General features: G+C 39.1%; 11 protein-coding genes. 9 read left to right on the top strand and 2 right to left on the bottom strand.

Going from position 1 to position 14,248, the window contains the following annotated elements; translation table 11 throughout:
• The first annotated feature begins 6 nt into the window (after positions 1-6).
• The 4 genes from J2X69_RS05840 to J2X69_RS05825 all read left to right on the top strand — a co-directional run bounded on the left by J2X69_RS05840 (position 7) and on the right by J2X69_RS05825 (position 3,492).
• Positions 7-552, top strand: a complete 546-nt coding sequence (locus J2X69_RS05840) for an OmpH family outer membrane protein (protein WP_310099892.1) — start codon at positions 7-9, stop codon at positions 550-552.
• Positions 553-697: 145 nt separating this feature from the next.
• Complete coding sequence (trxA, locus tag J2X69_RS05835; protein ID WP_310100096.1) at positions 698-1,003, top strand: thioredoxin; 306 nt, start codon at positions 698-700, stop codon at positions 1,001-1,003.
• 115 nt (positions 1,004-1,118) lie between these two features.
• A complete protein-coding gene (locus J2X69_RS05830) occupies positions 1,119-2,573 on the top strand; it encodes an MBOAT family O-acyltransferase (RefSeq protein WP_310099888.1) in 1,455 nt (484 codons plus the stop codon).
• 4 nt (positions 2,574-2,577) lie between these two features.
• Positions 2,578-3,492, top strand: coding sequence for a hypothetical protein (locus J2X69_RS05825; protein ID WP_310099885.1), 915 nt, complete (start codon positions 2,578-2,580; stop codon positions 3,490-3,492).
• 380 nt (positions 3,493-3,872) lie between these two features.
• On the opposite strand, the gene J2X69_RS05820 is transcribed toward J2X69_RS05825, so the two are convergent.
• A complete protein-coding gene (locus tag J2X69_RS05820) occupies positions 3,873-5,936 on the bottom strand; it encodes a helix-turn-helix domain-containing protein (protein WP_310099882.1) in 2,064 nt (687 codons plus the stop codon).
• A gap of 227 nt (positions 5,937-6,163) precedes the next feature.
• Here J2X69_RS05820 and J2X69_RS05815 point away from each other — a divergent pair, with 227 nt between their 5' ends.
• Both J2X69_RS05815 and J2X69_RS05810 read left to right on the top strand, forming a co-directional pair.
• A complete protein-coding gene (locus J2X69_RS05815; RefSeq protein ID WP_310099878.1) occupies positions 6,164-6,718 on the top strand; it encodes an ankyrin repeat domain-containing protein in 555 nt (184 codons plus the stop codon).
• A 4-nt stretch (positions 6,719-6,722) separates the two neighbouring features.
• Positions 6,723-7,781 carry an acyltransferase family protein gene (locus tag J2X69_RS05810; RefSeq protein WP_310099875.1) on the top strand — a complete coding sequence of 353 codons (1,059 nt, stop codon included), beginning with the start codon at positions 6,723-6,725 and terminating at the stop codon, positions 7,779-7,781.
• Between the two features lie 263 nt (positions 7,782-8,044).
• Here J2X69_RS05810 and J2X69_RS05805 read toward each other — a convergent pair whose 3' ends face one another.
• Complete coding sequence (locus J2X69_RS05805) at positions 8,045-8,923, bottom strand: DUF1080 domain-containing protein (protein WP_310099872.1); 879 nt, start codon at positions 8,921-8,923, stop codon at positions 8,045-8,047.
• A gap of 107 nt (positions 8,924-9,030) precedes the next feature.
• Here J2X69_RS05805 and J2X69_RS05800 point away from each other — a divergent pair, with 107 nt between their 5' ends.
• The 3 genes from J2X69_RS05800 to J2X69_RS05790 all read left to right on the top strand — a co-directional run bounded on the left by J2X69_RS05800 (position 9,031) and on the right by J2X69_RS05790 (position 13,631).
• Positions 9,031-9,873: an AraC family transcriptional regulator gene (locus J2X69_RS05800; protein ID WP_310099869.1), complete on the top strand. Its 843-nt coding sequence runs from the start codon at positions 9,031-9,033 to the stop codon at positions 9,871-9,873.
• 1,165 nt (positions 9,874-11,038) lie between these two features.
• A complete protein-coding gene (locus tag J2X69_RS05795; protein ID WP_310099866.1) occupies positions 11,039-11,518 on the top strand; it encodes a hypothetical protein in 480 nt (159 codons plus the stop codon).
• A gap of 16 nt (positions 11,519-11,534) precedes the next feature.
• On the top strand, positions 11,535-13,631 hold the full coding sequence (locus tag J2X69_RS05790; protein ID WP_310099863.1) for a M12 family metallo-peptidase: 2,097 nt from the start codon (positions 11,535-11,537) through the stop codon (positions 13,629-13,631).
• The last annotated feature ends 617 nt before the right edge of the window (positions 13,632-14,248 follow it).

The following is a 14,248-nucleotide window of genomic DNA, read 5'->3' as shown; positions in this document are numbered from 1 at the left end:
ACAGAAATGATGAAAGTTAAAGTTATCCTTTCCGCAATAGCCTTGCTTTGCGTAGGATTCGCAGCTCAGGCTCAAGAAGTTAAGATTGGTTATACCAATGTGGAATTTATCATGGATTTGATGCCCGAGATGGAGCAGATAGCTGCTGACATTAAAGATTATGAAACACAGCTTCAGACTACCTTGCAAATAAAAGGCGAGGATTTCCAGCGTCAGGTTCAAACTTTTGAGCAGGCATCCCAGACCATGACTGAAGAAGCTAGAGCAGCCAAAGTACAAGAATTAACGGCTCTTAGAGATAATCTTCAAAAAATGGAATCTGATACGCAAATCAGCTATCAAAGAAAACTGGGTGAGCTTCTTTCACCGGTTCAGACTAAGGTAGTGAATGCTATCAATGCAGTAGCTGCTGAAAACAACTACACGCACATTTTTGCAGAATCAGCGGGTCAGGCGCCTATCTTGCTTTATACCAAAGAAGAAGATAAGTTCACTGAACTGGTACTGGCAAAGTTGGGCCTTGAGATGCCAGTTGCTCCTGCAGGAAATTAATTAACCACTACTAATCAGGAAGCCGCTAGTTCATTATAGAATTAGCGGCTTTTTTGTGGAAATACTTTTTCTCACCGCCGAGAGCACGGAGGCTTACACGGAGAACGCAGCTTCGGATGCGGATAACCACATTCTTTTCAATACTATGCCCAAGCGAAACCCGAAAGACCTAATCATTAAAAGCCAGGAAGCTATCTTGGTGGACTTCTATGCGGACTGGTGCGGCCCATGTCATACAATGGATCCCATCATTGATGAAGTACTCACAGAATTGGGAGGAAAAATCAAGCTACTGAAAATCAATATCGATAAAAGTCCCCAGCTAGCTCAGCAATTTGCAGTACGCTCTATTCCCAATTACATTCTTTTCAAAAAAGGCAAAATTCTGTGGAGAAAAGGCGGCTTGATTACCAAGCGGGATTTGCTGCAGGCATTGAAGGGATTTGTTTAAAAATCGATTTGAAAAGCTGTTGTATTTTCAGGTAATTTAAATCCGGGACTCCCTTACATGTATAAATTTGTGATACGTGTTAATTATCATTCTATTTAGATAAATATTATTTGCTATGCTCTTCAATTCGCTTGACTTTGCAGTCTTCTTGCCAATAGTATTTATTCTCTATTGGACTATATGCAGAAATAGCCTAAAATCTCAGAATCTTTTAATTGTAGGAGCCAGCTATCTATTTTATGGCTGGTGGGATTGGAGGTTTTTATCTTTGATAATTTTCAGCACTTTAGTTGACTATATAGTTGGTATCCGGTTAGAAAGTGTCGAGAATCGCTTCAGACGTAAGAGTCTTTTGGTCGTGAGTCTTTTGGTAAATATTGGTCTGCTTGGTTTTTTCAAGTACTATAACTTCTTTCTTGATAATTTTATTTCTGCCTTTACATTTATGGGCATGCCTATAAACGCAAATACGCTGAATATAATCCTACCGGTGGGGATCAGTTTTTACACTTTTCAAACCATGAGTTATTCTATAGATGTATATAGAAAAAAATTGCATGCCACCAAGGATTTAGTGGCTTTCTCAGCTTTCGTAAGTTTCTTTCCTCAGCTTGTGGCAGGACCAATAGAGAGAGCAACCAATTTGCTTCCCCAATTTTTTGAAAAGAGAAAATTTGATTACCTACAGGCAAAGGATGGCTTGCGGCAGATGTTATGGGGACTATTCAAGAAAGTTGTCATCGCGGATAATTGCGCAGAATTTGCAAATAAGATATTTAACAACTCGTCTGACTATGAAGGCAGTACTTTAGTGCTCGGAGCGGTATTTTTTGCATTTCAGATTTATGGAGATTTTTCAGGGTATTCTGATATCGCCATTGGGACATCACGCTTATTTGGATTCGGTTTAATGCAGAATTTTGCGTTCCCCTATTTCTCAAGGGACATAGCAGAATTTTGGCGACGCTGGCACATTTCCCTTTCCACTTGGTTCAGAGATTATGTATATATCCCACTGGGCGGCAGTAAAGGAAACACAGGACAACAGATACGGAATATCTTCATAATATTCCTGATCAGCGGTTTTTGGCATGGTGCCAATTGGACTTTTATAGCTTGGGGAGCACTCAATGCTATCTATTTTATCCCTCTCCTGCTAGTTGGTAAAAACAGACGACATCTCGCTACTGTAGCCCCCCAAGATAAGTACCCGAATTTCAGGGAATTGCTTGCAATGCTGGCCACATTTGCACTAACCGTATTTTCATGGATATTCTTCAGGGCAGAAAATATGAACCACGCGCTAAGCTATATTTTTGGGATTTTCTCGAAAAAATTATTTGAACTGCCTGATTTCTCCCTCTTCCCCGGAATGATCACCTTACTTGTATTGATAATTGGCTTTCTTTTGGTGGAGTGGAAAGGAAGAACCGGTCAATATGCGATTTCCGGAATGCAGTCAATGCCAAGTAAGGCATACCGTTGGTCAATTTATTTGTTGCTTATCTTTATCATCGATATATTCGGCAATACTTCCGAAGAAATCGAATTTATATATTTCCAATTTTAATCTTATGATGATAAGGCTGTTTCTCAAGCAGGTTTCTGTTTTCTTCGTTTTACTATTGGCACTAAATTTTTTACTGTTCTTTTTGATTCGGGGTTTTTATATAAAAGATTATGACGAAGTCGATTTAGAGTATACAGAATACTTACTCGCCGATTCGCATGGGACCCCACTGGGTGATTTTACAGAAGTCCATAATGTTCACAATTTCTCGGGTCAAAGTGATTCTTATCTTGATATGGAGCGTAAGTTGAAATATCTTATACGCAATACAACTGTAAAAAAAGTCTATCTCAGTGTCGATGATCACACACTCTCCCCTACAAGAGAGAGTCAAAACAATTTAGACAGATCGGCATATTATGCAGACATAAAGGATTTCGAGAATTATCAAGAATTTATATATGACAAGTACCTTAGGTACTATTGCGTTTTTTTGAATGACAGGTATAGTTTAGTGATTAAGAATTTTTTGCAGGATGAATTGTTTAATTTCTCAAAGTGGGGCGGGGTTAGGTCTAAGAGTGCTTGGGAAGACTTGTCCAACTCCGAGCAGATAGAGATATGTGAGGACCGAATAAATAATTATTTTGAATTTCCATTTCCATCTGTAAAAATGTCAGGCTCCCTACAAAGGATCATCTCTATATGCAAGGAAAAAGATATTGAACTGATAGGACTAAGGTTTCCATTGAGCAGAACTTATGCTGACATGTTGAACGAGGAAAGCTATGGTGCAGATAGTATACTGATGAATTACGGATTCCAGATCATTGACTTCGACAGTTTATATCTGAACCATGACTACATGTTTAGAGATATGGATCACTTAGATAAAGAGGGAGGAGAAAAGTTTGTTGAGATTTTATTCGACAGTCTAAAAAGTAAGCAAGTTATGAAAGCAGGCATACGGTCTATATAATACGATACTTTGTATTCCTGAAATACAGAACTTAAAAACCGGGATACTTTTTACAATTGATTGAAAATACAGCTGTATTCCTTTTTTCGCCAGATGCCTCAAGTGCACTTCGGAATATGGAGTCCCGGAATCAGGAACAGAAAAACTATTCCTGATGATAAACGGGTATAACTACTCAAATTGTAAATGACCCCTGCCATATACCAATGTGGTAGTTTTGAAGGTAAATAGGGCTTGCTGAAAAACCGTTCTCATCAAAAATGGGTTAATCATCCAATATGATAGCTTTTGATCTATTACCGGCGTTTTTCAGCAAGTCCTAAATAGAGTGTCACACAAACCATACATGACAACACTCAGTCCTATCTTTACATGTCCTTCTATAACAGCCCTTGTTCTTCCAGGCGTGTTCGCGTTTCGGCATTGTTTGCCCAAAATTTCTCCTCTATTCTTACCCAGATTTCTTTGAACTCAGGGTGATTTTTGATTTTGTCTGCGATAGGATCCTTGTTCAAAAACAGAATCACCCAATACTGAATATGGTCCTCCTTGGCAAAAAGTCTAAAATGGGATAATGCCTTTTCGAAATCTCCTTCATGTGCATAATACATGGTGAATCCGAGATTTTTGTAGGCTGTCTGATCCTTTTCCAGATAGCCCCTGTAGCTCTCAATGAATTGTCTGCCCTCCTCTATTTTCCCGATCTTCTCAAAGACCACTCCGATGAGCATATTTTCGTGCACATATACATTGAGGTTTTGCTGCTGCCTGAACCGGTCGAACCGCTCATAATAGTAATAAGCAGAGTCGTAATCTCTGAGATAATAACTGACTTTTCCCAAATCCTGTAGGATATCAAAACGGGAGGTATCTTTATCAAATTCGATTTTCAACAATTCCCGGGTATGACTCAAATCATAATCCTGCGCAAAGCTCACAAATGCCCTTACATATCGGGAATACATATTCCCTGAAAAATAGTCCAGAGATTTGTCAATATAATAACTGGATTCATCCACAAACCCTGTTTGGATCAGGGCATTCCCCAATCTTAAATAAAAATAACTGGTAGCCACAGAATCACTTGATCCTGCATCCAGTTGCACCCCACTAAGTGCATACTCAAGGTACTTTTCGGTGTCGGGAAGATGATTGGCATAAAAATCTGCCAGCAGCCCGATGATCAGTGAAGAATTGGGTCTGTATTCCAGCCCTTTTTCCAGAAAAGGCAAGGCTTGGCTATATTCCTTTTTCAGAAGGTAATACATGGCTTTGGCGGTAAGACTTTCACCCAAGGATGGATCGTAAAGCATGGCTTTGTCTGCATACGTACCCAACTTATCCAGATGAACCTTCTCGGATCTGAATATATCATAGTAGTAAAAAGCTATTCCGGCACAGGCATGGGCCAGCGCAAAATGCCCGTCTTCCCGAATTGCCTCTTCAAAGTAACGGACTGATTCCAGCAAATATTCGTCCCCTCCTTTATTCAACAGATCCAGTCCCTTCATAAAGGAATCATAGGCTTTGAGATTTTCGGTAGGTTCCTTTTCAATTCTGGATTTTTCCTCAGGAGTGATGATCGCCTGGATTTCCTTAGCTATGTCCTTGGATATTTCCTGCTGCAGGGCAAAAATATCCCTGATCTCCCTTCGATATTGCTTACTCCATAGATGGCGGTCCTTAGCTCCATCGATAAGCTGGATATTCAGGACTATTTTGTCTCCCATTTTCTGACCGCTGCCTTCCACCAAATAATTGACATTCAGCTCATCGGCCATTTCGGGCATGGATTTCTTACTTTCCCTGTATTTTTCGGCTGAGGTTCGGCTGAGCACTCTCAGGTCTTTTATTTTCTGCAAGTTACTTAGCGTGGCCTCCATCAGTCCGTTGATAAGGTAGACATTGCTCGAGTCGGTACTTTCGTTTTTGAATGGCAAAACAATTATAGACTTTTCCCTAGTAAGTTTTTCAGTAAAAAAATCCTGACTCATCCAAATCCCTCCCATTACAAACAGCAAGACAATTCCCAGTGCTACCGGCATCCACTTTCGTTTTCCGGACTTAGAACTTACTTGCTCAGGATTTACCTCCACGACAGTTTCGGGATGCTTCCCTACTTCCCCCGGAGGATAACCGTAATGCTCCCGAAAGCATTTGATAAAATAAGAGGGACTGTTGAATCCCACTTGATGGGAAACTTCGGAAACATTCCGGGAGCTGTCACGAAGGAGCCCCATGGCCTGCTCAAGACGGATCTTATTAATAAATTGACTGACGGAAAGATTGGTTGTTTTCTTGACCTTTCTCAGCAGATTGGATCTGCTCATGTTCATCTCATCCGCCAAATGGGCCACACCAAATTCCTCATCTGCGATATGTAAATTGATCTTTGCTATCAGCTGGGCTAAAAATTCTTTCTCCTGAGGAGGTAATTCGGACATGGTGTTCTTAAAGTAAGGATGTTTTAAACGTAATTGGTCATGCCAGCCAGGACGCTTTAGTAGACCCTATTTAGGGATTGAATTTAGGCTATTTGCGCCATTTTTTATATCGCTGCTTCATAATTGATATGCCTGTGACAATTACTTATGCTTTTGGAAGCAAGACTGTTAAGTAGGACCATCGCCGAGGACCTTACTTTGTGACATTCAAATCAAATTATAAACACATGGAAAAACTTGTATTTCAATCCCAGATTTTCGCCATACTTATTATGGCTATGCTCTTATCAACCTCCTGCGGAACATCTTCTGCCAAAAAAGAAGGCGCTCCGGAAATAGACTTGCATACAGCAGTAATCACCGGAGATACGGAAGCAGTCAAGCAGCATATAGCAGCAGGAAGTGATCTGAATGAAAGAGATCCCTTTGGCGGCTCAAGTCCTTTGATCACTGCAGCTGTCTTCGGCAAGAATGATATGGCCGTTTTGCTTTTGGATGCAGGAGCAGACATTAATTTTCAAAATAATGACGGCTCTACAGCACTGATTTCAGCAGCATTTTTTGGACGTCCTGAGCTAGTCAGGCTATTGTTGGATAGGAATGCTGACAAAACCATCAAAAATAAATATGGCACTACTGCTTATGACAATGTAGCGACTCCATTTGCCGAGGTAAAAGAAGTTTATGATGTGATGGGCGGAATGCTTGAGCCCATGGGCCTCAAACTAGACTATGCCTATCTGGAGAAAATCAGACCGGAAATTGCAAAAATGCTGAGCTGATCCCATGAAAAACCCAACTCCCATTACCGGCAGACGATACGATATTGATTGGTTGAGGGTGATCGCAATCGGACTGCTCCTGATTTATCATGTATCCATTGGATTTCAGTCTTGGGGCAGAATGGTCGGTTTCATTACCTCCGACAAACCATGGGCCGCCTTGTGGTGGCCCATGGCTCTACTGAATATCTGGAGAATCCCGCTCCTGTTTTTTGTCTCAGGGATGGGCTTATATTTTGCGATGCAGTCCCGCAATTGGAGCCAATTGATATGGGAGCGGACCAGAAGAATTCTGTTGCCCTTTGTATTTGGCATATTCGCCATAGTTCCGCTACATCTACTCATTTGGCGTTTGTACTATGGGATGGATCTGAAGTACTCTTGGGCACCCGGTCACTTATGGTTTTTGGGTAATATCTTTAGCTATCTCCTTCTTTTGTCTCCGGTTTTTTACCTGATCAAAAAAAATGAAACGGGCAAGCTAGTCTCTTGGATCAAAAAGGCTCTAAGTAAGCCTACGGGTTTGCTGCTTGTACTGGCTACTTTTGTAGCAGAGGCTGTTTTGATCAATCCTTTACCATTCGAACTCTATGCGATGACCTGGCATGGATTTATCTTGGGGTTATTGGCTTTCTTCTTCGGCTTTTGCTTTGTACTCAGTGGGGCCTCTTTTTGGAAAATGATCCAAACCTATCGATGGATATTCCTTATCACGGGATTGCTGCTGTTCGGAGTTCGAATAAGCCGGTTTGCCAGCTTCACTCCTGCCTATTTATTGGCAATTGAATCCTTTTCTTGGATTTTAGCTGTTTTCGCGTTTGGAAGTCTCTATCTCAAGGGGCCAAGCAAAACCCTGTCCTATCTGAGCCAAGCCGCCTATCCAGTGTATATTCTTCATATGGTGTTCTTGTATTTGGCATCGCTTTGGATATTTCCATTGACTATTCCTGTTCAGCTGCAGTTTGGATTGGTGTTGTTGGTGACTTTTGTCGGCAGTTTCTCCACATTCGAATTGATTCGGAGGGTATCTTTCCTTAGGCCATTATTTGGATTGAAGCAGTGAACAGTATCCTGTGATTGTAGTAAGGGTATTAAAAGGTAAGGGTTCATCGGTGTTGTACGCATAGTAATCGTTGTAGGGTTGTTGAAAAGCTGAGAGACAGGAAGATTGGAGAACGGACACTTAGGCATTCAGGATTCTCATAAGTACAGGGCTTTCAATTATATCATTTCAGCTCTATACGGCTCCATCGTATGATGCAAGTGTAGATCGACTACCGATACAAGTTCTGAAGGCAATTTTCAAGTTGATAGGACATTGAATCGCTACATATCAAATAGTGCTTCGTAGTGTTTTGGCAGTTCAGTCAGGGGTTTGATTTGTATATCTTTGAAAAAGACTTCCGCGGACTCACTCTGTAATTGGATTTTCCCTTCAATCAGAGGAACCTCTTCGCCATCCTCATTTTTATACCGGGAGTTTTCCAATACCATGGCTACATTACCATTGACGATATGCAAACTTTTTCCTTCAAATGTAATGAGCTCGAGTGTAGTCCATCCTCCATCGGGGCTTTCAAAATTGGATGACCTAAGACAAAAGACATCTCCACCGCTTTGGAAAGGACGAAATGGTTGACTTTCATCCGCCACAGGGCTCATTTTATCCCCTTCCGAAGGAAAAGAACGGATATCAATAGCTGAGCTTGCCTGGCACCAAAAGTCTCCCATGTGGCCTTCCATCACCTGAAATTCCTGTGAAAGCATCCAAGACCTCCAGTATTCTACTCCGGCTTCACCGATGGAATGGTACAGAATTCCAGAATCTCTGAGCAAGTCCTTTCGTGGCTCATATTTGTCTACGCCCCACTTAACCTGAAGTTTTAAGTGATAATTCTTATAGGACTTTCGTGTAAAAATACTGCCATAGATTTCTCCGCTCACCCGTAGCACAGGTCCCTCCGGTTCTTCTATAATCGTAAAAACACCTGTTTCATCTTTGTTGTAGCCAATCGGTGGGATATCCACTCCATTTTCGTCTTTTGGTATTTTTCCATTGTACCCTGATTTATGCCTATAGCTGAGGTAATTTTCCCACTGGGTCAGACCTGAATCTAAAAGTAGCTCCCAATCGTCGTTAATTTCTGCTGAAGGCTGGTTTACAGAGACTAAAAAAGCTATCCATGCTAAGACAAAGAATTTCATACAGTTGTTTTTAAATTTATATCCTGTCAAAATTAGAACCGACACCTTTCACTTGAATTGTAAAAATCCATTATTAATAGGTACATTTCTTGACAAATGCGGACTATATGAAACGCTATCTATTACATACTCCATTTAACATTTATCATTTTGAAGCCGGTGAATGGCAGCATCCACTCCACAATCACACGTACTTTGAGATTATTTTTATACTTAGAGGCAGCGGAATCCATAACATCAACGGCAACTTCTTTGCCTATGGGGAAGGGGATGTTTTTCTTTTAGGGCCAGAGGATTATCATTCCTTTGACATCCGGGAGGTGACGGAGTTTTGCTTTATTCGATTTAATGAGCCCTTCAGCAGGGTACTTTCGGTAAGTGATGAATCCAATTGGAAACCGATCATAGAAGCTTTGCTTTATATCCCTCTACAAAGCAGGGGATCACTGGTGCAGGACAAGCAGGATAAAACTAAGCTGCTAAACATACTTTCTGTTCTGGAAAGTGAATATGAAAACAATCAATCCCCCTATTATGAAATAGTCCGTGACAGTCTGATGCGTAGTATTTTGATTATTCTGGCCAGAAAACTGCGACAGTCTGACGGAGTAGGTCAAGTTCCTGCCTATTCCGATTCGGCAGAGTCCATTCTTTTGTATGTGAAAAAAAACATCTATTTCCCTTCACGGCTAAGCATCGAAGCACTGGCAGAGAAATTTAACATGGCACCAAATTACATCAGCATTTTTTTCAAGAAACAGGTAGGCGAATCGATCAAACAGTACATTACAAACTACAGATTCGGGCTTATTGAGGCCAGACTTATGTACAGTAAGCTTACCCTATCCGAAATCGCCCATGAATTCAGTTTTACGGATGAAAGCCATTTCTGCAGGCAGTTCAAAAAATATTGTGGAGTCACTCCTACTGAGTTTAGAAAGAGAAATTAAGGAAGGTTTTTTCTTCTTGACAGTTTATTGTCTTGCTCGCTAACGAGTTATTTCCAGCCCATTCTTTTGACGCCGTGCATCCTGAAAGACTGGATGGAATTTACACTTCATCCCTCATATCATGGCCAATTTGTAATTAGGTATTGAATTGGGGCCTGGATTTAAATCCAGAAGGATGCAATAAAAGTCGGTGTAACCGACCTCATCCCATCCTTTCCAGATATTACGGGCAGGCTCTTCCCGATACGCAGCGCTATCAGGACAACCGCTTAAAGAGGAAACGCTTGTGAGGTTTATTTACACAAATTTGAGCTGTCGCTAGATTGAGAGGTTCTCTGAATTTAATTAAAAGTTAACTGTTCGTCTTCTACATATGCAAGAAAAAGGAAAATCGGAACTTCCCAACATGCTGCCAGGCCCTTGCTAAAACAGTCCGTCGTCGCAAGTTGTTTTTTTTAACGCTCAGACTTCCTGAATAAGCTGTTTTTTTTTATGAAAACCAGAAAGTTGGACTTAGGAAAAAAAAACTATAAGTCTGGTGCAAAAGAAGGATTCATTTTTCACTTAAGTGCGAAAGGATGATAAAAGCGTTTTTATGCTTCACATCATTGATTTATTCCAAATTTATACCAGGTTTTTACTTCATAACCAGAGCTCTTGAAACAACCCAATAAACATCTTCGTTTATTGGGTTGTTAATATTTAGTTTTTTTTTTTAACTTGTTATGAGCGAAGTGATTCTGCAAAATCAATCAAAGTAAACTTAATTCGAAGGCTTTCCATTCTACACTACATTCCCGTAGGTAGAAATTAGATAAAATACTAATCATATTATCCATTTCTGTGAGCACGATAACAAAAGCAGGAAAGAAAAAAGATCCGCACGGTTGGGGCACTTTGATCAAGCTGCAGAGACGAAGCGCACACATACAACTCTACGATAATTCTATTTACAAAGATATGAGTATCAGAAATTATAAACGTAACAGAATTATAACTGGTTTTAATCCTGGGAAAATCGCCCTCGCCCTCCGCTGCGGCAGAGGGAATTACCCAATTTGAACTTCTAACATTAACTCCAAATACACACCTGAAGCTAAGCAGATACACATACTACAAAATTAGGATTCTTCAAAAAATATTTTATCACTTAAAGTAAATTAAAATGAAGCTAAAACCTCCTAAAAAAAAGAATTTCTGGAAACAATCCCAAGCTATAAATTTAATAATTCCATTTTTTCTATTGATCAGTTGCCAAGAGGCCGAATTTCCTAAACAAAAGTGTCGAGTAAAATCTGTGGATGGTCCACTGGATGATCTTTCGGGTAAATGGAAATTAGCAGGCATCAGAAGTCTTAATATGCAAACCGGAAAAGTAAATAAAGTTGATTTTTCTTGTGATGATATTCTTTACTATTTTCAAGAAGATGCAAGTTTAAGAATTGAAAGCAATGTAGATGAGGCGGTTTATCCATCGGGAGATTATGAATTTGGGCTAACCCTTTCACCTTTTCACGAGACATTGGATGGTTTCACCTTGGAAATAGGAAAAACCTCCTGGCCCTGTTACATTTATTCCGATAGAATGACTTTAGACAGTTCTCCAACTGATGGACCAACCTTATATTTTGTTAGAATTAAATAGTAATAAATAATTTTATATGAAGAATATTTTTATTGTATTGTTTATGCTAGCGTGTTTTTTACCATTGAAATCACAAGCGCAGCAAAATTTAATATTTGATCAAGTTCTTACTGCTAAAAATAATGGAGTTAAGTTCATTAATGAAGCAGAACTTTTCTCTAAAAGCGATCCAGCACGTGAATTACTTAATCAATTTAAAAAATCAGATGAAGTTGAATTCTTCATTTTAAATAAAAACCTAGGCAGTGAACTTGGAGAGGCTATTGAGATAACTTTACCAATTAAGTCAAATAACATTCAATTAGAGCTACTTAGGGTTCCTGATTCATTTTATGAGTACAACGTAACTTTAAGTAATGGTACACAAGGGAAATCAAATGAGTCTATCAAGCATTATCGTGGCATCGTAAAAGGCAATGCAAATAGCATAGCTGCAATAAGTATTTATGAAAATGAAGTAATTGGGATAGTTTCCACTGATGAAGGAAATTTCAATGTTTCTTTAGACAAAAAAAGTGGAAAGCATATTTTTTTCAATGAAAGAAATTTAATCGAAAAAATTGATTTTTCATGTGAAACAAACGAGGGCGTAGAGCGCATAAAACCATATTCTGCTGATATTTTAACCTTTCCATCTAAAAATGATATAAACTCAAGTGAAAACTGCGTAAGGCTATATTTTGAAACTGAATATGATGTTTTTCAAACACTTGGAAATGCGTTTGCGGTAGAATTTTTTGTTGCTTCCCTTTTTAATCAAGTCGCAACTCTTTACCAAAATGAAAACATTAATACCAGTATATCTAATATTTTTATTTGGAACTCCACTGACCCTTACACCAGTAATACTGCTGGCTTCTTACTTACCCAGTTTCAAAACAACAGAACTAGCTTCGATGGTGATTTAGGTCAACTTTTAACCTTTAGAGATGTTGGAGGGGGATATGCTGCAGGTATTGGAGGTTTATGTAGTTCAAACGTTAGTAATCGCCTGTCCGTTTCAGGAATTTTTAACAGTGTTGGGACTATTCCTATTTATAGTTGGTCTGTTTCAGTTGTCACTCATGAATTCGGACATTTGCTAGGTTCCAGACATACTCATGCTTGTGTTTGGAACGGGAATAATACTGCTATCGACGGATGTGCTTCTCCTGAAAATTTGCAATGCCCAAGACCAAGCATACCTTCTGCTGGCGGCACTATTATGAGTTATTGTCACTTCACGAACGTTGGAGTGAATTTTAATTTAGGATTCGGAATTCAACCTGGTAATGTGATAAGAAATACTGTAGCAAATGCTTCTTGTTTATGTCAATGCGGAAATTCTTCCATAGTTGGACCAAATTTTTTATGTTCTACAAGTTCTTTTTCATTACAAAATCCTCCTGCAGGTAATTCTGTTACATGGTCTGTTTCACCAACAAATTTATTTTCAGGCAATACCTCCGGAAATGGTAACTCAGCAAACCTAAATATTAATAGTGGTAGTCGAGGCTTGGCGATTTTAACATACACAATTTTGACATCATGTGGAAATGTTGAAGTCAAAAAATCCTTTTGGGTTGGAAAAGCAAGCCTTGACATTATTGGGCCATATGATATTCAATTTAATACTGCACAAAACTATTTTACTCAAGGTAGTTTTCCTTATGTATTACATACAGGTTTAATGGGAGTCAGTAATTACCAGTGGGCAGTATATCCTTCTGGATATGAATGGATAGGAGGAAATGGATCTTCGGGCATTTCTTTAAGTATTAGCCATACAGGAGTCTATTCCCTTTCATTAGATGTTACCAACCCATGTGGTGTAATAGGGTCTGAGACATCTATTTATGTTAGCGATTATTCGACGTCTTTTAACATTTATCCCAATCCTACTAGTGAAATTGTCACTGTTAAAAACACGGTAGCAGATGATATTAACAAATTAAAAGATAGCAGCGATATTTTTGAAGTAAGCTTATTTAATGAAAGAGGTCAAATACTTCTTAAAGAGCAAAAAGGAGATAAAGAAGTTAATCTAAATGTTAAAGACTTAGATAATGGCTTATACTACGTCCATATATCCTATAAGGGCATGATAATAAAAAGAGCTATCTTTAAAAGATAATGTTGAGTTACAACCAATTGTTTAGATCATTTAACCTAAATATGCATTAGCATTTCTATTACATCCTAACCCGTCACGACAGATAAAATCAGAAGTTTCACTGAAGTTTTCGCCGAACCATCGCGGCACTATGCATCACTCTCCAAACAGCCTGATTTTCTTGCAATTAATATCTTTTCCCATTAACTAGGACAGGCTATAACGAAATCTACAATGCATAATCCGGGTTTAATTATGTCACTTTCTCTTACTCATTCTTTTTTCTTCTTCTTTCTTTTTTTTCTTGCTTCACTTTCTTGATTCTGCTTCTGAAAATTAAAAATGCGATAATGATAACCGCGGGTATGACCAGAAAAATGACCTGGTTACTAGTCTCGGAAAAGTTAATCGGCCCTGTTGGTTTTGGTATATTTGGTTGGCTTTGGGAATATGATATGCATGGGATTAGGAGGAATGCAAAAAGAAAAACCAAAGCGGAGGAAATATATTTTGAGAGTTTGTTCATCATCATTGTTAGTGGTTTTTATTACTATAGGGAAAACTGCACTGAACATTAAGTCTGGATAACAGGCTGAATTGGAGGCTTTAGTTTACACAAAATCTGATCCGGCTATGAC

Source organism: Algoriphagus sp. 4150, from assembly GCF_031457395.1.
Taxonomy (GTDB): domain Bacteria; phylum Bacteroidota; class Bacteroidia; order Cytophagales; family Cyclobacteriaceae; genus Algoriphagus.
Note: the sequence above shows the minus strand (reverse complement) of the source record. Positions and strands in the feature narration are given on the sequence as shown.